At 38.3% G+C, this 21280-nt stretch carries 17 protein-coding genes; 7 read left to right on the top strand and 10 right to left on the bottom strand.

Features of this window, described 5'->3' with window-relative positions:
• Window position 1: 1 nt before the first annotated feature.
• On the bottom strand, window positions 2–1579 hold the full coding sequence (locus AABK36_RS13585) for a hypothetical protein (RefSeq protein WP_309938367.1): 1578 nt from the start codon (window positions 1577–1579) through the stop codon (window positions 2–4).
• Entirely contained in the window at window positions 1576–2247 is a 672-nt protein-coding gene (locus tag AABK36_RS13590; RefSeq protein WP_338390276.1) for a nucleoside/nucleotide kinase family protein, read from the bottom strand. Before AABK36_RS13590 ends, AABK36_RS13585 begins: the two co-directional genes overlap by 4 nt.
• Before the next feature lie 391 nt (window positions 2248–2638).
• On the opposite strand from AABK36_RS13590, the gene AABK36_RS13595 reads away from it, so the two are divergent.
• Window positions 2639–3307 carry a head GIN domain-containing protein gene (locus tag AABK36_RS13595; protein ID WP_309938365.1) on the top strand — a complete coding sequence of 223 codons (669 nt, stop codon included), beginning with the start codon at window positions 2639–2641 and terminating at the stop codon, window positions 3305–3307.
• Window positions 3308–3384: 77 nt separating this feature from the next.
• The gene (locus AABK36_RS13600) at window positions 3385–4023 is read left to right on the top strand and encodes a hypothetical protein (protein ID WP_338390277.1); all 639 of its coding nucleotides are present in this window, start codon (window positions 3385–3387) and stop codon (window positions 4021–4023) included.
• Between the two features lie 68 nt (window positions 4024–4091).
• Here the strand turns inward: AABK36_RS13600 and AABK36_RS13605 are convergent, their stop codons facing one another.
• Window positions 4092–5366: a hypothetical protein gene (locus AABK36_RS13605; RefSeq protein ID WP_309938363.1), complete on the bottom strand. Its 1275-nt coding sequence runs from the start codon at window positions 5364–5366 to the stop codon at window positions 4092–4094.
• 183 nt (window positions 5367–5549) lie between these two features.
• Here AABK36_RS13605 and AABK36_RS13610 point away from each other — a divergent pair, with 183 nt between their 5' ends.
• A complete protein-coding gene (locus AABK36_RS13610) occupies window positions 5550–6830 on the top strand; it encodes a TolC family protein (RefSeq protein WP_309938362.1) in 1281 nt (426 codons plus the stop codon).
• 65 nt (window positions 6831–6895) lie between these two features.
• Here the strand turns inward: AABK36_RS13610 and AABK36_RS13615 are convergent, their stop codons facing one another.
• Window positions 6896–9853: an Ig-like domain-containing protein gene (locus AABK36_RS13615; RefSeq protein ID WP_309938361.1), complete on the bottom strand. Its 2958-nt coding sequence runs from the start codon at window positions 9851–9853 to the stop codon at window positions 6896–6898.
• Between the two features lie 195 nt (window positions 9854–10048).
• On the opposite strand from AABK36_RS13615, the gene AABK36_RS13620 reads away from it, so the two are divergent.
• Window positions 10049–10984 carry a hypothetical protein gene (locus AABK36_RS13620; RefSeq protein ID WP_309938360.1) on the top strand — a complete coding sequence of 312 codons (936 nt, stop codon included), beginning with the start codon at window positions 10049–10051 and terminating at the stop codon, window positions 10982–10984.
• A 58-nt stretch (window positions 10985–11042) separates the two neighbouring features.
• Here the strand turns inward: AABK36_RS13620 and AABK36_RS13625 are convergent, their stop codons facing one another.
• Together AABK36_RS13625 and rlmD are read right to left on the bottom strand one after the other, a co-directional pair.
• On the bottom strand, window positions 11043–11414 hold the full coding sequence (locus tag AABK36_RS13625) for a hypothetical protein (protein WP_309938359.1): 372 nt from the start codon (window positions 11412–11414) through the stop codon (window positions 11043–11045).
• Complete coding sequence (gene rlmD / locus AABK36_RS13630) at window positions 11407–12819, bottom strand: 23S rRNA (uracil(1939)-C(5))-methyltransferase RlmD (protein WP_309938358.1); 1413 nt, start codon at window positions 12817–12819, stop codon at window positions 11407–11409. The genes AABK36_RS13625 and rlmD overlap by 8 nt, the downstream gene beginning before the upstream one ends.
• Before the next feature lie 186 nt (window positions 12820–13005).
• On the opposite strand from rlmD, the gene AABK36_RS13635 reads away from it, so the two are divergent.
• A complete protein-coding gene (locus AABK36_RS13635; RefSeq protein ID WP_309938357.1) occupies window positions 13006–13638 on the top strand; it encodes a NeuD/PglB/VioB family sugar acetyltransferase in 633 nt (210 codons plus the stop codon).
• 119 nt (window positions 13639–13757) lie between these two features.
• On the opposite strand, the gene hemL is transcribed toward AABK36_RS13635, so the two are convergent.
• From hemL to guaA, 3 genes are all read right to left on the bottom strand, one after another.
• Window positions 13758–15050, bottom strand: coding sequence for a glutamate-1-semialdehyde 2,1-aminomutase (hemL, locus tag AABK36_RS13640; protein ID WP_309938356.1), 1293 nt, complete (start codon window positions 15048–15050; stop codon window positions 13758–13760).
• 10 nt (window positions 15051–15060) lie between these two features.
• Entirely contained in the window at window positions 15061–16806 is a 1746-nt protein-coding gene (locus tag AABK36_RS13645) for a hypothetical protein (protein ID WP_309938355.1), read from the bottom strand.
• A gap of 204 nt (window positions 16807–17010) precedes the next feature.
• Window positions 17011–18540 carry a glutamine-hydrolyzing GMP synthase gene (gene guaA / locus AABK36_RS13650; RefSeq protein ID WP_309938354.1) on the bottom strand — a complete coding sequence of 510 codons (1530 nt, stop codon included), beginning with the start codon at window positions 18538–18540 and terminating at the stop codon, window positions 17011–17013.
• Window positions 18541–18849: 309 nt separating this feature from the next.
• On the opposite strand from guaA, the gene AABK36_RS13655 reads away from it, so the two are divergent.
• Both AABK36_RS13655 and AABK36_RS13660 read left to right on the top strand, forming a co-directional pair.
• Window positions 18850–19242 (top strand): hypothetical protein, encoded by a 393-nt coding sequence (locus AABK36_RS13655; RefSeq protein ID WP_309938353.1) that lies wholly within the window; start codon window positions 18850–18852, stop codon window positions 19240–19242.
• 251 nt (window positions 19243–19493) lie between these two features.
• A complete protein-coding gene (locus tag AABK36_RS13660) occupies window positions 19494–20666 on the top strand; it encodes a lipoprotein N-acyltransferase Lnb domain-containing protein (protein WP_309938352.1) in 1173 nt (390 codons plus the stop codon).
• A 50-nt stretch (window positions 20667–20716) separates the two neighbouring features.
• Here AABK36_RS13660 and AABK36_RS13665 read toward each other — a convergent pair whose 3' ends face one another.
• Window positions 20717–21256 (bottom strand): thioredoxin family protein, encoded by a 540-nt coding sequence (locus tag AABK36_RS13665; RefSeq protein WP_309938351.1) that lies wholly within the window; start codon window positions 21254–21256, stop codon window positions 20717–20719.
• Between the last annotated feature and the right edge of the window lie 24 nt (window positions 21257–21280).

Below are 21280 nucleotides of genomic sequence, written 5' to 3' on the forward strand. Positions count from 1 at the left end.
TTTAATTTATTTTAAAAAACCTCTTCGATAATCCTTCTGGATTCACATCGCTTTCTGTGTAAAGTTCCGCAATCACATCATTTTTGCGAACTTTTGAAAACAATTTCTTTTTTAACAAAACCCCATCGTACAATTTATCATCTCCCCCAAAGACATTCGTGCCCGCTCCCATTTCAATATTCAAAAAGTTTCCAATATTTCTTTGATAAACCTCTGAAATCTCACCATCTCTGTCAGCTAGTATTGGCACCTTGTTCAACGCATCCATTTTGCCAAATAATTCAAAATTATCAATCAAGTCCAATGTCTTGCCATCCACCTTATGAGAGGCCAACACCTCTCTAAAAGCATTATACACATGTCCTTTATCAAAAAATTCGTTAGCCATGGTTTCCATTTCTTCATAGTCCAGACCAAATTGCGTAGACAGAAGCTTTGCAGTCATTCTCACAACAAGCTCTTTTTGATCCGCAAGCAAACTCTCGTCATAAACGAACTTGCCATAACCTGACTCATTTCTCATGATGCAAATACTTTCCATGACTTCCAAGCAATTGCCTATGCCAGAGCCAAAGATCTTGTCTGTGTTTGTGTATTCAGCCAGTGCCTCTATATTAAACTTCTTAAGTATCAAGCTTATTTGATCAAAAAACTCAACTGCCAATTCCTTATTCGTCAAAAAGGCATTCTCGCCAAAACGTATATCAAGCATCAAAGTATCCACAGGATTGGAAATCTGTTTGCTGGCAATGCTGGAAACGATAAGGGGTAGAGAGTTCACTGTGTTGGTAATGCTTCGCAACTGATACAAATTCGTATCGGAAGGATTGTAGCTTCCTTTCGCCACCGTCATGCATACATTATGCTTTTCCAATATCTCCATCGTCTCATTTCCTGGCTTTGGAAAATAAAAATTCGGAACACTTGAAAGCTTGTCCCATGTTCCGCCGGTAAAGCTCAGTGTCTTAGCGACTAGAAATGGAGAGACTAAATTATATTTTTCGGAAAAACACTTTAGCAAGCTGGGCATAATCAAAGCAATCTTCTCTGAAACCCCTCCCGTAGGATACCTTCTAATTACTTTTCTACTATCCAAGGAGTCTGAATTTCTATAATCAAAAGTATCGCCTGAATAAGCCATTTTCAAACTCAACACATAAACATTATCCGCTGACAAACCTCTATATTTGATAAAATTCAATATTAACGTCAAATCAAGAGAGTGCTGATCAGGCTTTAATGACATATTCACTATAGATTCAATTTCCTGTTCATCAAGCGACTCTTTTTGATATATTTTCCTTAAAATCGTATCATCGACATAATCTCCAGACATAACAGACAGAGCTTTCTCCACAAAGCTAGAGACAGTAATGTCAGTATCATTCAACAGCTCTTCGCTTCTTTTAATTTCCTCTTTCAAAGACTCTTCTTTAAACAAAATTTGTATGATTGATGACAACAGCTGTTCTTTGTTGGAAGACAGGTCTTCGATATTTTGAAAAATCATTCGCAATAAATCCGGAAGATCAATGCTTTTTTCAATGTTATTAAAAATGGTAGAGTAACTTAATTTCATAAATATGCATTTAAAATTCCGACAATTTTCTCAGCTTCTACTTTGGGATGGCTAAATGACTGTTCATGAATTATAAGCTTGCAATCATTTGCCGAGCAGTATTTTTGAACAGCGTCTATCATCGAGTCTTGTAATACAAATGACTCCTTAAAGTCATCCTCATTATCAATCACTCGATTTCTTTGTTTTATAAATTCTCTCCAAACACTTTCCGAGTTTTTCAGGAAAATAATTATATCAAAATCAGGGAGTAAGCTATAATCTTTTCGTGCGATGCTTACAATTTCATCATAATAATCATCTTCTTCTGTATAGAGCCATTTCAACCCTTCATCTTTATGATAAAGATAAAACAGCTTATCATAGCATGAATCAATAATGGACAGATCACCGCTCTTTCTGATCTGATCCGCTTCATAATAATACGGCACTCTTACTGATCGAAACCACATCATCGATGTGAAGCTTCCTATGACCTCCCTGTTTTTAACAGCTTTTCCCCATTCACACTCTTCAGGTTCAAGAAAAGCCGTAATGTTAAGCAATTTGCTTATTTCTTTTGTAGTGGATGATTTACCGCTTCCGGGCAAACCAAAGGCTCCTATGATTTTACCTTGTTTTGACATCGCCTTTTGAGATAATGAAAAAATCAATAATTGATTATCCAATTTAAAAAAACAATACAAATCAAAAACAATAAAAGATTATTATTAATGTATTTTTTCTCTTTCCTATCTCGAATCACTCTTTGCAACTCACATTAAAAAAAATCCATTGATATCGCCAATCGGCTCTGGAATACTATCTTCATCCTAAAGCTGTACTTTCTCTTGATATACATTTCGAAAAATTTAGTGGCAAAAAGCCAGAGTAATATTAGTCAACACTAATTGTTCTCTTCACGATTCATTCCATTTAATCAAAGACAAAAAATAAATTTAAAAAATTGAATAATAGCAGGAATAAAATGACAAAAATCACCTCTTTTGAAGCAACTGAATAAGTTATAATGATTAATTTAGCTTAATCAATTTTTATCTATCACTAAACAAAAACGAAATGTTTAAAACATTAAAAAATTCCATCTTCTTAATCATTGTATTCTGCTTTATCGGCTTGACAGCTTTTGCCAACAAAAAAGTGAAAGGAAGCGGAAATGTGATCAGCGAAACCCGAGAGATTTCATCATTTTCAGGGGTCAAAGCGTCCGGTATGTTTGAAATCTTTTACACACAAAATGATGATGTTTCTTTGGAAGTTAAAAGCGATGACAATTTGCTTCAGTACATAAAAACGGAGGTTAAAAATGGCACATTAATCATAAAATTTGAAAAGGACATCAGCTTAAAAAAGTCGACTAAAATGGACATTTATATTTCCTCGCCTGAGATGAACAGTATCACTCAAGAAGGAATCTGCAAATTCACTTGTCAAAATAACTTGAAAGCGGATGAGCTGAAAGTTGTCAATGAAGGCATGGGAAAAATAAAGCTCGTTGGCGATGCCCAATCATTAATCATTAACAATGAGGGCATGGGTAATATCGAGGCAAGCGAATTAAAGTCAATGAATGTCAATATCAAAAATGAAGGCATGGGAAAAATCGTAGTGAATGCGACTAATGAGCTTAATGTCAATAACGAAGGCATGGGCAAGGTTAGATACATAAGCGAACCAAGCCAAATAAGCGTGCAAAACGAAGGCATGGGTTCTGTTAGAAAAAAATAATTAATATCAAGTATCCAAGCTGTATCAGTCATGATTATAGCTTGGATATTATAAATCAAGCACTGAATAAATACTCCATGTTCTACACTGACGACACTATCCAAACCTCATTCACAACAGAAGAAATATTAGCGGCTATTTTTTTATTTCTTGCAGCTACTGCATTTTTTCTATACAGAATTCGCTCAATTAGAAATCAATCAGGAAAATCATTCAATACTAATTTCCTGAAATTTTTTATACCTCCTTTTATTTTTGCGGTAGGGGCAATCTTTTACGAATCGGAAATTCTAAACTTTTTCTCCGGCCAATCAGACAATCAGACTAATCAAACAAGCTCAAGACCGGCTAGCATGGACAGCAATATCGTTATTAGCGAAATCTCCGGTAATAACTTATATCATTGGAATGGTAAATCATTAAAAACCCCATCGGGAAAGCCCATCATCACATACACTAATCACGAATACCAAACACCATCAGGGAAAACATTGCTTAAATGGGAAAACGACTGCATTGTCACGCCATCAGGGAAAAAGTTATTTGAGCATAAAGCCGGAAAAATATCACAAATCAACGGCCCAAGCTTATTCAAAATTGAAATGGATAAAGTATCAAAGATATCCGGAAATAACATCCTTTCGATTAACAAACCTTACGAAATTCCCAGAGAGGTTGTCATATTCGCGACTTTGCATTATTTAAATCAACTCTGATTATTATTGAAAAAAATAGGCGTCAGCTATGCCGACGCCATCATTTATATTTCAATAAAAAATCTATCTTAATTTTTCGGATGAGCTATCACAGGGCAATTAATAATCGCATTGCTAGCATTTAACCCTGCAACATATGAGTTAACTGGACCTGCATCAGGTGTAAAGCTTACTACCCAACCTTTGTCTACCAAGGATTTCAAATCTTGGAAACTCGTAATTCGTCTTTGATATCCTTTTTCAATCGCCTCATCAGTCCATTTACTGATATGAGCGTCCCACAAAGGACTGTAGTTGTTGTTTTTTTCCAGCTCATTTTGAGGCTCAATAGGAAATACATTTATAGGATCCAAAGGAGCCAAGCTTCCTGAGCCATTTTGATCGCTTAGAATAGCCGAGCTAAGTCCTTGGCGATTATCACTTTGAAGGTCATCTATCCCATTTCCCACAGGCGAAAACCCTAATAAAGCCGACTCTTCATCCAAAGTTGATTGACCAAATTGAGGTATCTTTCCTAATTTTGGAGCATAAATACCTAATTCAATAGTCGCGGGCACTTGGTCATACGCATCTGTCACAAGGTGATAATAATACGCTCGTCCTCCTTGAAAACCATCCAAAATCTGCAAAGTCACCCACATTTCGTCTAGATCCAACGAACGTTCCCCTTCAGGAATTCGATCATGCAATCCCGTAACATTCTTAACTGGCGTCGCATTCAAAACCAAGTTGCTAGGCAAAACCACTATCGGCGAGTAATTTTCATCTCCAACAGCTCCTGGCTGAGCTACAGAAGGTGGAAATGCAAACTCTCCCGTCCCCGGCTCTATTCTCCTTACTGGAGAAAAATCCACCGAGCCTTCGAAAACCATATACCCGTCTCCATTCACAGTGGCTTTTTGAACGCCTTCGCTGCCTCTCGCGTATTTTAACTTCGGAGAATAATTAACTCCCAGCTTTTTAGCCATTTTAAAATCCGAGGCTTCAGTAATAATGTAATACACTTTTTCTCCATTGCCATCAATACCTCTAAGCATAGGCAATACAACCACAGGGGCGCTATGATTTAAATTTATTGTCAATGCATTTTGCATAAACACATTTTGCTCTTCAGTAAACTTGGTAGGCAACTCAGCATCATGGTATTTTCTATCCGCATCCTTTTCGTACGTTTCCATAAGAAAGTCAACCTCATTTCTCGCTAGGCTATAATCCAACTTATCATCCAAGGATGCGTAGTCTTTGCCATCTGGCGAGGGATTGTTATCATCATTCGAACAACCGGCCAAGCCCACACCTAAAACCAGCAAGCTCAAAATCAATCCTTTATAAATATTTTTCATAACAATATCATTTGATTCATTATTAAAAAAAATAAGCCTTCATTATGTTCAAATTCTTTAAGAAAATATTGCGATTAAAATCAAAACGGGTCTTTTAAGCGACTTAAGCATGTCATTGATGCTTAAATCCTTCATTTTCAACTGGCAGGGTTTTAGGAGAACATACCTAAAACAACCTGCCTCATGCTACTCAAAGTATTGATCTGTTTGACGTTCACTCTTTCTTATCCTATGCTTGCTTATCCCGAAGGCTTGAATGACTATCTCAAGAAAGCAGCTATGAATAATCCTGGACTAAAAGCTGAGTATAAAGAATTTGAACAAGCAATGCTTGAGCTTCCAAAAGCTAAATCATGGCATGACCCCAAACTTTCCTTCGGATACTTTATCGATCCTGTGGAGACTAGAGTTGGCGCCCAAAGAGCATCCCTATTTCTTAGCCAGACATTCCCTTGGTTTGGAACTTTTTCGATCAAAGGAGATGTCGCTGAAGAAAAAGCATTGGCGCTTTTTGAGAAATTTATCCAAAGCAGAAATGAAGTTTTTTTCAAAGTCAAGAAAGTCTACTATGAACTTTTAAAACTCCACCAAACTATCATTTTCCAAAAGCAACAATTAGAGATTTATAATGACATTTTAAAGCTAGTGTCAAACAAAGATGATTACGGCAAAGAGCAACAACTTGACATTTTAAGAATACAATTGAAAATCGATGAGTTGCTAACTCAAATCAAGGACAATGAGAATAAACGTCCAAGCTTGCATTTCGCTTTCATGTGTCTATTGAATGACAAAAAAATTAAGATTAATTACGACGAAAATCATCTGGAAAAGCCCGACTCTACCCTTATCAATCAAATCTACACTATACAAGGGAATCCGATGTTCTCAATGATAGAGCATCAAGAAAATAAAGCGAAAGCGCTCAAAAAACTAGCGGTAAAAAACGGGCTTCCTGATTTAGGCATAAGCTTCGCCTACATTTTCACTGAAAAACGAGAAGATGCTCCGAATTTAGAGCATAATGGACGCGACGCAATTCTTCCTATGCTTAGTTTATCCATTCCCATATACAGAAAAAAATACAAGGCTCAAAAAAAGCAAGCAGATCTCATGTTTGACCAATGGAAATTGGAAAAAAAAGATCTTATGAACCGTCTTAACACAAAGAAATACCGATGCATTTACGAAATCAATAGCGCATGGGATAATTTCAGGCTTTATTCAAAGAAATATCCTGCCGTAATGAATATGGCAAAACTTCAAAAGGAATTATATCTAAATAGCAATCAAAATTACATCGAATGGCAAAGACTTCAAGAAAAAGCATTGGAGTATCTGCTTTATGAATTAAAGGCTCGAAAAATGTTTTGGACATGCCATGCCGAAATACAATTTCTTACAGGACACGACTCTTCAAAGTTCCTCTCCGAGGAACAAATTAATTGGCAACAAAAAAAGTAAAAGCGCCAAACTATTAGCCCTAAGACTAAGCTTGGCGCTTCACCAACTATATCAACATTCAGCCATTAATAAACCACTACTTTTTGCTGGAATGTCTGGCCTTCAACTGAAACAATAACAGCATACAAGCCCGGCAATAAATTACTCACATCAAACGGCTTAACATCCGCTACTGAAGTATTCACATCAGCTATAATTTGAGTTGTCGCCAAATTAACTAAAGTGACTCTAACACTTGACTCTTCATCAAATCCATTGATCTCAACATTAAGCTCATTGTTTGTAGGATTTGGGTAAGCTTTAACTCCCGCTAAACCTTCAACCACAGCTGTAATCTCTGAAGTGCCTGTTCCCGCTTTTCTAGAAGAGGAGCTAGTTGTATATTTCACATACAATAAAGGCGCTCTTGAGGAACTGCCATTGTATGATTCCGCTGTTCTCACACCAGAACCGTTGATAATGAAAGCAATAGAATTATTTGTAGCATATCCCGATCTATCAACAATTTCTTGTACGATAGCCTTCAATTCAGGTGTTCTTTGGTCAGCTCCTGCAGCTCCTACTGAACTCCAGCTTGGAGGATTCCAGCTCACAGTCGCAGACGTTTTAGCTCTTCCTGAGATATTTCCAGACGTAGAAGTAAATGTAGACGCATTGTCAGTATCATGTCCATAGATACTCAACACTCCTGAAGAATACTTAGTCTCATCTACTGTGAATTGAATATAAGCTTCTTCAATTTGAGCGCCAGCTGGAATTTGATGATTATTGAATCTAATACCCACATGTTGGTTGCCAGCGCTTTGATGCGTATCATACACCAACTCCAAATCGCTACTGTTAAGATACATCGCTCCGCTTTGAGCTTCTTCCGCATCATCATTTCCTGTGCTTACTCTAACGCTTTTCTCCACTGTAACCGTTGGGTTTGGATCAGGATCTGGGTCTGGATCAGGATTTGAAGAACCTCCAACAGTATATTCAATATGCAACAAAGGGGCATTTGAGCTAGACCCATCATATGCCTCCGCTGTTCTTTCACCTGTACCAGTAACAACTACCACTAAGCTATTACCGCTGTTCCATCCAGATCGTCCTATCACTGGCTGAAGAATAGAAGCCAAGTTCGGAGTTCTTTGATCTGCACCCGAAGCTCCTACTGAAGACCAACCTGCAGGGTTCCAAGACACGCTGGAAGATGTCAATGAGCGCGAACTCACATTATTAGAACTTGAACTAAAAGCTCCCGCATTATCTGTATTTTGAGCTTTGATTGTAAGAGATGTCGAACCAGTATTTGTTTCATCCACCGTAAACTGGATATAAGCATTCGTTATTGTAGCTCCTTGAGGAATATTCACACCTGTAAACCTCATTCCTATTCTTTGGTTTCCTTTTGACCCATCAGCCACTAATTCCAAATCAGAACTATTTGTATACATGCTTCCGCTAGAAGACTCCTCAACGTCATCCATGCTTGAATTGATTCTTTTTTCAAATGTTTGCTGAACCACACCCACAAAGAAGCTTGACGTAGCGGTTGAAGTCTTTCCTTTATCATCTGTTGCTTCAGCCTTAATTGTATAAGTTCCATCTTGCGTAGGCGTGTATGAAGCTTGATATGGGCTCTGGCTATCAGTAGAAATCAGTGAGTTGTTAATATAAAACTTCACATTGGAAACTGATCCGTCAGCATCGCTAGCAGTAGCAGAGATAGACACCGCTTGATTTTTCGTTTGCTGAGAACCATTCGAAGGAGAGCTAATAGCCACTTGAGGGGCCAAATTGCTATTATCTTCGATTGTCACAACCGAACCATTGCTTGGATTCCAAATGTTCAAATTCGATGGCGCTGTGAAAATATCATTGTCAGAAACAGAACCTACAGAAGTCGCATTGTCAACTTGAATAGTTCTTACTTCAATTCTATCCTTGTCTACAAATATCCACTTGAACTGATTGAACCTTCCACTGTTTCTTGTCCAGTTTTTATCATCGTTATTGCTTCTCAATGGAGCTCCCCAGCATCCTTCTCCAGCATATACGGTACCATTGGCATCGTCTCTGATAAAACCTTCGTCGCTGCCGCTTCCTGATGAAGGAACTACAGGCCATGTAGTCTTCACTGTATGAGCATCGCACTCGATCACCAACTTCACTTTATGCTGTTGAAACAAAGAAGCCCAGTTTGAATATTGACTGTTTCCTTCAGACTTGGAGCTTACATGCGGCCTCATTGGCTTATGATATTGAGCCATTTTCCACTTCACTGAGGCATTTGAGCTTAAATCACCTGACAACCAAGAAGTTTGGCTACCGCTGATTGACATCTCAGTATTTAGCGTATATGTTCTCACCAAACCAGAGAATGTAATCGCATAATATGCGCTGGAACTTGGCGTATCAAACAAATTGTAAATCGTTGAATTTGAAGATTCATGATTCCCTCTTGCTGCAACTATTGGAATCATTCTCCCATCAGAAGCAGTTGTCAATTGCCAGTCATTGAACCAATTTTGCCACTGAGAATTAGTGTCATTGTCTGTCATATCACCGCCAAAAAACACTGCATGAGGCCTCAACTTCGATACCAATCTATTGGCATTTTGTCTTGGCGTTCTGTTGTTTCTAGAGTCACCTCCAGCAATAAAAGACAAACGAGCATTTGGATCATTTGGAGCTGTCTTGAACCAAAATCTTTGGCTAGTTCCTTCGCTGTCTCTAACCACAAAGTAATAAGCCGTATTCGCTGATAAATTAGTCAACCTAGCGAACTGGTTGTTCATTCCTCTGTAGGAAACCGACCTATCCACCGTTTTGCTATTAGAATAATTTTGCCAGTTGGTGCCATGGTCTGTAGTACCATAGTAAACTGTTGCCCCAGAACCTGAAATTTGATTCCAAGCAATTGTGATTGTTGATGACGGATCATCTCTAAGTACCAATCTGTACTTGTCGTTCGATGCTTTCGCGGTAGTGAGAAGCGCCAAGATCAAACTCATGAAAATGTAAATTTTTTTCATTTTTATAACTTAATTAGTTTGAGAATGAGGCAAAAGTATATCCTTTTCCAAGAAAGTGTATTAATATCATTTTAAAATTATAAGCAGAATTTATGAACTTAATGTTACTCTATTAATTTTAGATTAAATTCGCTTATAAGATTTTTACAAAAAAAGTTTTATCCCTTACTTGCTTTGCAAAAAGTAGTAAACAACATGCGATTCAAATCATTTTCTCAAATCAATCTCACTCATTTTCTCATTATTTTCACGACACTTCTTTTTTTAGGAAGAGCTTATCAAGCTTTTTTTTGGGACTTGCCTTTAAGAAGTTTTTTCTGGGATGAATCATTGCTTAAAGCCCCCGTAGAGCTGTTGACAAACATGACTTGGCGTGAATATGTCACAAGTCCATTGATAGAAAAATTCACTATCGCTATTTCATTTGTCATGGGAGCGACGTTATTGATTGCCGCCATCAACAATCTAACTTTCATCTTTTCCAAAGACAAAAAGTGGTATTACAACAAGCTTAATCTGGCAGCGTTTGTGGTTTTGTTCTGCATATCCTTGCTTAGCGCCAAAGATAAATTTTGGAGAATGGGACAGCTTATAGAATACAGTATCCAATTTGGCTCTCCTCTGGCAGTATATTACTTAATAAAGTTAAATGAACAAATTGATTCAAAATTATTGGCCTATTTGAAAATAATCAGCGGATTTACTTTCATAGGCCATGGTCTTTACGCTTTGGGGTTTTATCCAGTTCCAGGATACTTTATTGACATGACAATCAATATCTTGGGAACAACGGAAGATCAAAGCATAATCATTTTATATTTGGCTGGCATTCTTGACATCATTTTTGCAATAGCCATTTTTCTTCCCAAAATAGAAAAATATGCTTTGTGTTACGGTGTTTTCTGGGGATTTGCTACTGCTATCGCCAGACTTTGGGCTAACTTCTACACAGATTTCATGTTCAATAGCTTCTCGCAATGGACTTTTGAAGTATTGGTAAGACTTCCTCATGGAGCTGTTCCATTATTCTTGCTCATATATCTTCTTAAAAGCAACAAGCGTAAAATATCTGCTGCAAATGAGCGAAGCAAAACTACCTCAACCAAAATCGAATTAAGTCCTTCAGCATAATAAAAAGAGCATGCTCGTTATTTCACCGACATGCTCTATTAATATTCTTTATGACCGATTAGTCTTCTTCCGGGTAAGGAATATAAATGAACTTCGTAAAGTCATTGTCCACAACAAAAATACAGCAAAACTCATCAAGATCTTTATAAGATGCTTTGAAAGCTTCCTCTCCTTTACTATCGATAATGCCTCTTTGCAAAAATTCATCAAGATAAGACGCCGAAAAATTCCATTCGATATCAATATCCTCTGTTCCTATAAGAAGCTGTCCCAAAGGCTGCTTGACCTTGCTCACCACAAAAATAGGGTAATCAGAAAATCCTCTTTTCTTAATCTGATACGAAGCCTCTTTCAGTGTATCAGCAATCTGCACAAAGTCCTTGGTAATTTTGCCAAGGTATTTGCCATTTAATTCCGGATCGTTATGCATCTTTTCTCAATTCTAATTGAACTACATTTTCAATATGATGGGTATGCGGAAACATATCCACTGGCTGAACTTTCACTACTTTATACTTTTCATCCAACAATGTCAAGTCTCTGGCCTGCGTAGCTGGGTTGCAACTTACATACACAATCCTATTCGCCTCCACTCTAAGAAGCATTTCAACCACTTCCTTATCCATACCCGCTCTTGGAGGATCCGTAATGATCACATCAGGCTTGCCATGCTTTTCAAACAATTCCCGCGTAAGCATTTTCTTCATGTCACCAGCGTAAAAAGTCGTATTTTCAACGCCATTCAACTCTGAATTCAGCTTGGCGTCCTCAATAGCTTCTTCCACATACTCTATTCCTACCACTTTGCTGGCTTGCTTGGCTACAAAATTCGCGATAGTTCCAGTTCCTGTATACAAATCATATACTGTTTCATCTCCTTGAAGTTCAGCAAACTCCCTGGTCTTCTTGTACAACACATAAGCCTGATCGCTGTTTGTCTGATAAAACGACTTTGGTCCAACCCTGAAGGTCAAGCCTTCCATTTGCTCTTCGATATATGGTTTGCCACTATACAACTTCACTTCCAAATCATGAAAACTATCGTTTCCTTTGCCATTTATCACATAATTCAAAGAGGTGATTTGTGGAAAAGCATTCTCCAAATACTCCATCACCATCTTCACCTCCTTCTTATCATTTCTGAAAAATTGCACCAACACCATCACATCTGAGGTCGTTGAAGTTCTAATCATCAGATTCCTCAACAATCCGTCTTCCACTCGATAATCAAAGAAAGGCAAATCATTCTCACGAGCAAATTGAGCTAGCCCAAGTCTAATCTCATTTGAAGGATCGGATTGCAAATAGCAATGATCTACATTGATAACTTTATTGTAATGCTTGGGAATATGGAAGCCCAAGCCTCTTCGGTCTTGTTCTGTTCCTTCCCTTATTTCTTCGACTGTCAACCATCTAGCAGCGGAAAAAGTGAACTCAAGCTTATTTCTATAATATCTTGTCTTCTCAGACCCTATAGCCTCCAAAATCTCAGGATATTCGAACTTTCCTAAATGCTCGAAATTATCCCTTACTTGTTTCGTCTTGTAATATAGTTGCGACTTATAGTCCAAGTGTTGCCATTTGCAACCACCGCAAACACCATAGTGCGAGCAAAAAGGCTCAATTCTCAGATCAGAATACCCATGAAAGTTGGTGATTCTAGCCTCGGAAAAGCTTTTTCTGGATTTGGTCAACTGCAAATCCACTACATCTCCGGGTGCGGCATGATCTACAAAGATCACTTTGCCTTCATGCTTCGCGACGCATTTGCCTTCCGCGGCAAAATCCTCTATCGCGATATTCTCTATTACAACGTTCTTTTTTCTTTTTCTCATTCGTAAACAGTCAATATGCCATCTGAAAATTGCGGAAATAATGGCATTTACTCGCTTTGCCGATGACAACACACAAAATTAAGAAGCTTTATCGAAATTTATGGCATTTATTGCAAGTAAAAATTTGACTCCGCTTGAAGCTTGGTAGATATTCATTTATTTTTGCCAAAAATCTAAAGATAGAAAATGGAAAACCCGGTCATAATCGCAGGCGCCAATGCCATTGGCAAAGCCGCCTTGGAAATTTTCAATAGCAACAATGTCATTGTTTATGGTTTTTTGGATGATGATGAAAAACTGCATGGCACTCTCATCAATGAAATGACAGTTTTCGGATCCCTAGAAGACGAGACATACAGCAAACTAATAGGCAGCAAATGCGATGTATTTGTGGCGACAGACGAAATCTCTGTTCGTAAGTATGCGACAGACACCATCGTGGAAGAGAACAAGGCTATGCCTGTCAATGCGATACACAACAAAGCCCATATCGCTGAAACTGCGCATATAGGCCATGGAAACTTCTTCAACGCTGGTTCGGTGATCAACGCAAACACTAAAATTGGCAACCATTGCCTGATTCATTCAGGAGCCATAATCGACATATCAGCCGAAATAGGAAACTTTGTTCACATTGGCACAGGGAGCAATATCAGCGCTTCGGCCATAATTGAAGACGAAGTGTTTATAGGAGCAGGTGTTACAGTAGTCGGAGGAATCAAAGTCGGCAAAGGCGCTCGATTGGGAGCTGGATCCATCGTAATCGCCGATGTTCCGGAGGGAGCAACAGTATTTGGAAATCCGGCAAAGGAAGTTTAAAGTAATATGTATCACAATTAGTTTTTTATGATTTAAAAATCAATCGTGATAATGTCTAATACAAGCATAAAAAAACCGTCGGATTAACGACGGTTTTTTTATCTTATTTTCAATAGCTGCTAGTGAATCTCCTTCAATGACTCATAACTAGCCTTCAATATTGCCTCAACATGCTCATCAGTCAATGCATTGCAGATAAATAATGTCTCATACTGAGAAGGAGCCAGGTAAATTCCTCTTTCCAACATCGCATTGAAGTACTTTCCAAACAATGCTGTATCACACGTCTTCGCTGTATCAAAATCTGTTACTTTCACATTAGTGAAAAACAAACTGTGCATGGAGCCAACTTCATTGGTTGTATAGTCAAGCCCCAATTTTTTCAAATTCTCCTTTGTTCCTTCCGCTATCTTAGCTGACTGCGCATTGATATGCTCATATACTTCAGGGTGCGTATCCAAATGCTTCAACATTGCCAGCCCTGCCGCCATGGAAATAGGGTTTCCAGACAAAGTTCCTGCCTGATAAACTGGTCCCTGAGGCGATACATAATCCATAATTTCTTTCTTGCCACCGTAAGCGCCTACTGGCATTCCACCTCCGATGATCTTGCCAAGCGTAGTCAAATCCGCCTGAACGCCAAACAACTCCTGAGCTCCGCCTTTTGCCAATCTAAATCCAGTCATTACCTCGTCAAAGATCAACACAATGCCTTCTTGAGTACACAAATCTCTCAAGCCTTGCAAGTAACCTTCATTAGGCAGCACACAGCCCATATTTCCAGCTACCGGCTCAAGAATAATAGCCGCTACTTGGTCTTTGTTTGCTGCCACCAATTTTGTCACAGCCTCAAGATCGTTATAAGGCGCTGTAAGCGTGTCATTAGCCGTTCCGCGAGTAACACCCGGGCTATTTGGCTCGCCCATAGTCATCGCGCCGCTACCAGCAGCTATCAAGAAAGAATCTCCATGTCCATGATAGCAACCTTCAAACTTAATTACTTTTTCTCTAGATGTATATCCTCTAGCCAAACGAATCGCCGACATTGTCGCTTCCGTTCCTGAATTAACCATTCGAACCTTTTCAATGCTAGGTTTCATTTTAACGATTAATTCTGCGATATCAACCTCCAATGCTCCCGGCGTGCCAAAAGACAATGAATGAGGAATCGCCTTGCTTACCGCTTCTGTAATCTCATCATAAGCATGCCCCAATATCATCGGTCCCCATGAATTGATCAAATCTATATATTCATTGCCATCCACATCGGTCATGATCGCGCCTTTTGCAGACTGCATGAAAATTGGATCTCCACCCACAGCTTTGAAAGCTCTTACAGGAGAGTTAACCCCGCCAGGGATAAAATTTTGAGCTGTCTCAAACAAATGAACACTTTTGCTTTTATCTAGCATATCTTTTTAATTATTGAGGTAGATTATAATTCACTAACGCGCCGTCTTTCATACGGATAATCGGAACAAACTGATTGTCATTTCCATGATCATACTTGTATCCCACAAACAACTTGCCCGGAATAAACCGTTCATTAAAGCTGTTTTGGAAATAGACTCCATATTCATGAAGCATGTTTCCGATAAAGTATGTAAAGTCATATCCTAGAGCTGAAAATGTTGTCGGCTGTTGGAAATATTTTTCATTATAAGCATTCGCAAATGATTTGAATGTTTCTGAAGAATAATCAACATACCTAGGCGCTATTAAATATATTGCATTTTGATTGAACTGTTGAAGTGAAAGGAACTTGTGTTGAAGCCACTTTTCCTTGCCGATCAACTTAATATTATCAGGTCGACTGCTTATTCCGGAAATGGAGTTACCCGCCAGCAACTGGTCGTCAGAAGCTACGAAAATATGCCCTATACTATCCGAGGCAATATGCAAAGAGTCATAACGATAACGCTTTCCGTTTTTTAATAATGAATCCGTTCTCACCTCCGTTTTCGCCGTCAACAGTTTCAAAATTTGTTGAGCTTCAGATTTATGAAACTTCTTGTATTTAGCCACAACAAATCCTTCATCTTGAATTTTTTCTCTATATGTCGCAGCCAATAAAGAATCCTTTTTGCTGGTTCCATAAAAAATCATGCAATTGCGATTATCAGCCATCTCTTCCGATGCGAAATTAGCCGCGGCCTTAGCCTCAGAGACTACTGATGGCATAAACAAAAAGCTATAAGGATTATTTCCAACTACGCTTAAGCTGTTAGACACTGGATTAAAGGCATTCACCTTTTGATTAAACGAGAAATTTCGAACGGCCTCCACAGGCCCCGAATACAAAGGACCGACAATCAAATCCGCGTTTTTGATTTTATCAATTTGAAGCTCGCTTTTTGTCGTCTGATAATTTTTGTCTGTATCGTATGAATAAAAACGCAAGTCGATGCCATCATTGCTTAACTCTTCCTGAGCCAATAGCATCCCTTCATACATCTCATAGATAAAGTCTTTTTTACGTCTGGAAACAGTCGCTTCCTCGTATAAAAATGGCAACATTACCGCCACATTGTAACTGGATTTCTTGGAAGGTTTTTGCGATGTTTCAGACAATCCGTATGAAGCTTTATTAAAATCGAATTTGTCAACGATACTCACTAACAGCGTTCTGTCTTGCGTGCTTATAGGCATATCAGCAATTTTATTCGCCAAAGCTTTGCCGACATACACATTTTCAGGATTGTTGTCATACACTCGCTTCGCTACTGAATAATCCTTGTCCTGCAACACATAAATAATTTGCTTGCCTGCTTTATGCTTGATTGTGGATTTTTTGATCTTGTCAAAATAACTTAAGCCGGTTGAAAAATTATCTTTCTCCAACTCGATTTTCATCAAATAAAAATAAGCTTCAGGCAATTTATCCCACTTTGGATATCTTTTAGTGATTTGCAGGAACATGTTCTTAGCTATATCCCTGTCATTATCCTCATAAGCGCAGTAAGCATAATAAAAACAAGCGTACTTTTGAAAAGTATTGGGGTTGGAAACCTCCGTCAAAGGAGAAAAAGCACTCATGGCCAATCCATACTGCCCATTTTTCATCAATGCTTTCGCATTAAGGTAATTTTGCTGATCATTCTGCTGGGCATGGGCAGACATGGTTACCAACAAAGCGCATAAGATTTGAAATATAATTTTCCTAAACATATCAAAAACAACTATGAAGGCTTCTCAAGCAAATAGCCTTCAATGAATATAATCGTCAAAAAGCCTAGGCTTCAAGCCTAACAACTATTGGCACGGCCCATTTGGCCAAGCCTAAAATAAAGATAGGGATAGTCATTTCATAATTCAAACTATCCCTATCAATTTTATTTCATTTGCACTTAAGCAAGATTTTATTTCTACTTTTTATTCCCACTCGATCGTCGCAGGTGGCTTGGAGCTGATATCATAAACTACTCTATTCACTCCTTTCACTCTGTTGATGATTTGGTTGGATACTTCTTGCAAAAATTCATATGGAAGATGAGCCCAATCAGCTGTCATTCCATCAACGCTTGTCACTGCTCTCAAAGCAACAACCTTCTCATAAGTTCTTTCGTCTCCCATTACTCCAACAGACTGCACTGGCAACAACATAGCTCCTGCTTGCCACACCTGCTCGTACAATCCATGCTCTTTAAGACCATTGATGAATATATGATCAACCTCTTGAAGTATTCTCACTTTATCAGCAGTGATATCTCCCAAGATACGGATACCCAAACCTGGCCCAGGGAACGGGTGTCTGTTAAGAATATTCGGATCCATGTTCATAGATCTTCCCACTCTTCTTACCTCGTCCTTGAACAAAGTGCGCAATGGCTCTACCACCTTCAATGTCATATAATCCGGCAATCCACCAACATTGTGATGGGATTTGATTGTCGCAGAAGGGCCTTTAACAGAAACTGATTCGATCACATCAGGATAAATTGTTCCTTGTCCCAACCATTTGGCATTCTCAACCAACTTCGACTCTTCGTCAAATACATCCACGAAAACTTTGCCAATGGCTTTTCTCTTAGCCTCAGGATCAGTCAAACCTTCAAGCTCAGCATAAAATTTCGAGCTTGCGTTCACTCCTTTTACATTAAGTCCCATATGCTTGTAGGAATCAAGCACGCTCTCAAACTCGTCTTTTCTCAACAAACCATTATCAACAAAAATACAGTAAAGATTTTCGCCTATAGCCTTGTGCAAAAGCATCGCCGCCACTGAAGAATCAACTCCTCCTGACAATCCTAGAATAACGCGATCTTCGCCTAATTGCTCCTTAAGTTGCGCAACAGTCGAATCAACAAATGCGTCAGGCGTCCAATTCTGAGCGCATCCGCATATGTCAACGATAAAGTTTTCCAAAATACGCTTCCCATCGATAGAGTGCGTAACTTCAGGGTGAAACTGAATCGCGTACGTTTCTTCTCCTTTGATGCGATAAGCCGCCACATTGACAGACTCTGTGCTAGCAATCACCTCAAATGCGTCTGGCAATGAAGCAATCGTGTCACCATGCGACATCCACACTTGTGAATTCAATGGAATATCTTTCATCAAAGGACAATTAGCATCAACGCTTGTCAACTTCGCTCTTCCATATTCTCTAATCTCTGAAGGCAATACTTCTCCTCCATTTTGATAAGCCAAATATTGAGCTCCATAGCATACTCCAAGCAACGGAAGATTCTTTCTGTAAAGATTTTGATCAATTTGCGGTGCGTCTGCCTCTCTTACCGAATGCGGACTTCCCGAAAAGATAACACCTTTGATGTCATCAGTCATTTCAGGAAGGTTGTTATAAGGGTGGATTTCACAATATACATTCAGCTCTCTGACACGTCGAGCGATCAACTGCGTATACTGCGATCCAAAATCGATGATTAATATCTGTTCTGCCATAGAACAAAATTAATATGATTTGCGATCTATACCGAATTTTTGGAAAGATTATCTCCTAAAATTGTTTCAGAGTACGATTTTTTTCAAAAAACAACACTAAAAACTTCAAAAGGCAGCCCCTAAAGCTCTTGAATATACGAGGAATTCTTATTGCACACAAACTTGCAGGATGTTCAATTCCGCACACCCTTGTATTACATTCATACACATTCTGTATGAAGCAAAAACCTCAAAAATCTATCATTCAACCACTTACGCTTTTGGCACATTTTTGCATTTACAATAAGAAACAATAAAACACATACACTTATGAGAAATTCAATATTAATCGCCGCAGCTATCGTTCTAACAATAGGAATAAATGCAAAAGCTCAAAGTTCGAATCCAAGATATTTAGACCGTGCAATAAGCATCATTTCAGAAGCTTCCACTGACGATTGGAAAACACTTTGCAAACAAGCTCAGAAATGCGTCATTAGAAAAGAAAACTTGGATCAAGCCAAAAATTGGGCTTCAACAGCTCTTTCGGCAGAGCGAAACACCACCACGCTTGAAACACTTGGCGATGTATACAGAGCCAATGGAGAAAGCCGCAAAGCGGTGGAATACTATATAGAGGCTTTGCGAAACACAAAATCTTTCCACTCCAACAGATATAAAAACATCCAAGCGAAAATATACCACCTTAAAGACTTAATCTAATAAGCAAACTCTTTAATACTCTTCACTTTCAAAGACACCAAACAAAAGCACCTTTCGTTATGAAAAGTGCTTTTGTTTTTAAATCTAATTTTGAAACAGAATTTTAAATACATTTGAATTACCTTATCTCTGATTCATCGCTGATTTGAGATTTCAATAAACCTAAAATCAAAAAACCACTATCAACTTAAGATTCATGGATTTGAATTCAAAAAACATTACCTTTAATACTTCAACACCTAGTATAAAGCTTGAGACTGAACTTTGCCCTTTTATTCTTCATTATATTATTTTCTTCCGGAAATAGTTTTGGTGAAGGTTCTGAAAAAAAAATCTCACTGCTCACCAGCGATTTTGGACCAAATCTTTACGAAACTTTCGGACATTCCGCGCTAAGAGTCCTCGATCCGCAAAAAAAAGTAGACGAAGTATATAGCTTCGGCAACTTCAACTTCTTATCCAGTAATTTCTACATAAATACACTTAAAGGAAAGCTAACTTATAATCTAAAAGCCATTCCCTTTGATCAATATGTGCAAGAGCATAATAAAAGCGGACAAGGCCTGACCGAGCAAATATTACCCTATAAAAACAATCAAGTCACTGAAATCCATCAAACACTTGAAAAAATCGCAAGCTCTAGGAATTATACGCTAGAATATGATTTCTTTGAAAGCAACTGTTCAACAGAAATCATCAAAATTCTGGAAACACAAAACGCCAATCTCTCACTGCAAGCACCTGCTCAAAACTCCCAAACAACTTATCGGAAAACCTTCAATGAAGGCCTTAACAATTACCCTTGGAGCGGTTTTCTAATCAATATATGTTTTGGTGACTTAGCGGACATTCCGATTTCCGAGAGCAAGCAAGTCTTCTTTCCCGACAGGCTTCGCAAATTAATTTCTTTCGAAACATCCAACGAGTCAACTTATTACAACCCAGCCATCACTCGTTTGTCCGCTAACTTAATTTCTCAACATAACAAAAATCAAAACTCGCTACTTCCTCAACTTCTAGCCATTGCGCTTTCAATTGCTGTTTTAAGCTATTTGGAATGCGCAAAATCTCTCGATCTTACGCTACTAGACTCCTTAATCCTTATCCTATTTGGCGGTGTCTCCTTAATGATTATCGTATTCTGGATATTTACAAAAAATCACGCAAACCATATTAATTTCAACCTATTTTGGGCTTTGCCAAGCCATGGAGCTATGGGCATTTTACTTTTTTCAAAAAGATTCAAAAAATTTCTTTCTGCCTATTGGTTGATTACTGGATTCACGACAATCACTTTTCTCTTTATCATGGCATTTATTCCTCAATCGTTTCCCTCAGGGTTACCTATTCTTTTAATAATTCCTTTGATAAGGATGATATCAATTATCTATCGTCATCATTCTTTGCCTATTGCTACCAAATAAAAAAGCAGCTTTAAAAAGCTGCTCTTGACTATTTTAAATATTTTGAAGATTTACTTTCCTTTGGAAGTCGTATATTCCTGCTTGTACTTTTGAAAATCAGAATTCTCGTCATTATAAGCTTCTTCTTCAATATAATGCAAAATCACATCGAAGTTATTAGCGTCTAAATACCCAGCCACAGGAGTAATTATTCTGAATTTCTCATCCAAAAACACAGTTGATGGATAGCTCATTTTACCACCCAATAATTCCCAAGCAAGCTTGTTGATTCCTTTTCTACCCGTCTCTACGTACTCAAAATCATTCCCATTGAAATGAATGGTATTTTTATCTTCCGCATCGAATTTTACTGCGTAGAAGTTTTTATTTACATACTCCACAACCTTCTTGTTCTCGTATGTGGTCTTGTCCATTTTCTTGCACCATCCACACCAATCAGTGTAAACGTCAACCAATACTTTTCTTGGCTCTTTCTTTGAACGCTCTTCCACTTCCTCAAAAGTCAACCACTCAATTTTGTCTTGCGCATTTGAAGCCAGACCGCCAAATAGAAAGATGGTAAATAACAGAAATCTAAAAGCTCTTTTCATTTGTTGTATTTTTCTTAATCAAAA

This window comes from Aureibacter tunicatorum (assembly GCF_036492635.1).
GTDB classification, from domain to species: domain Bacteria; phylum Bacteroidota; class Bacteroidia; order Cytophagales; family Cyclobacteriaceae; genus Aureibacter; species Aureibacter tunicatorum.

What these genes read in the sequence shown, in the direction of transcription:
- AABK36_RS13585 (WP_309938367.1), bottom strand. Translation starts at nt 1,579, where the DNA reads ATGAAATTAAGTTACTCTACCATTTTTAATAACATTGAAAAAAGCATT.
- AABK36_RS13595 (WP_309938365.1), top strand. Translation starts at nt 2,639, where the DNA reads ATGTTTAAAACATTAAAAAATTCCATCTTCTTAATCATTGTATTCTGC.
- AABK36_RS13600 (WP_338390277.1), top strand. Translation starts at nt 3,385, where the DNA reads ATGTTCTACACTGACGACACTATCCAAACCTCATTCACAACAGAAGAA.
- AABK36_RS13605 (WP_309938363.1), bottom strand. Translation starts at nt 5,366, where the DNA reads ATGAAAAATATTTATAAAGGATTGATTTTGAGCTTGCTGGTTTTAGGT.
- AABK36_RS13610 (WP_309938362.1), top strand. Translation starts at nt 5,550, where the DNA reads ATGCTACTCAAAGTATTGATCTGTTTGACGTTCACTCTTTCTTATCCT.
- AABK36_RS13615 (WP_309938361.1), bottom strand. Translation starts at nt 9,853, where the DNA reads ATGAAAAAAATTTACATTTTCATGAGTTTGATCTTGGCGCTTCTCACT.
- AABK36_RS13620 (WP_309938360.1), top strand. Translation starts at nt 10,049, where the DNA reads ATGCGATTCAAATCATTTTCTCAAATCAATCTCACTCATTTTCTCATT.
- AABK36_RS13625 (WP_309938359.1), bottom strand. Translation starts at nt 11,414, where the DNA reads ATGCATAACGATCCGGAATTAAATGGCAAATACCTTGGCAAAATTACC.
- rlmD (WP_309938358.1), bottom strand. Translation starts at nt 12,819, where the DNA reads ATGAGAAAAAGAAAAAAGAACGTTGTAATAGAGAATATCGCGATAGAG.
- AABK36_RS13635 (WP_309938357.1), top strand. Translation starts at nt 13,006, where the DNA reads ATGGAAAACCCGGTCATAATCGCAGGCGCCAATGCCATTGGCAAAGCC.
- hemL (WP_309938356.1), bottom strand. Translation starts at nt 15,050, where the DNA reads ATGCTAGATAAAAGCAAAAGTGTTCATTTGTTTGAGACAGCTCAAAAT.
- AABK36_RS13645 (WP_309938355.1), bottom strand. Translation starts at nt 16,806, where the DNA reads ATGTTTAGGAAAATTATATTTCAAATCTTATGCGCTTTGTTGGTAACC.
- guaA (WP_309938354.1), bottom strand. Translation starts at nt 18,540, where the DNA reads ATGGCAGAACAGATATTAATCATCGATTTTGGATCGCAGTATACGCAG.
- AABK36_RS13655 (WP_309938353.1), top strand. Translation starts at nt 18,850, where the DNA reads ATGAGAAATTCAATATTAATCGCCGCAGCTATCGTTCTAACAATAGGA.
- AABK36_RS13665 (WP_309938351.1), bottom strand. Translation starts at nt 21,256, where the DNA reads ATGAAAAGAGCTTTTAGATTTCTGTTATTTACCATCTTTCTATTTGGC.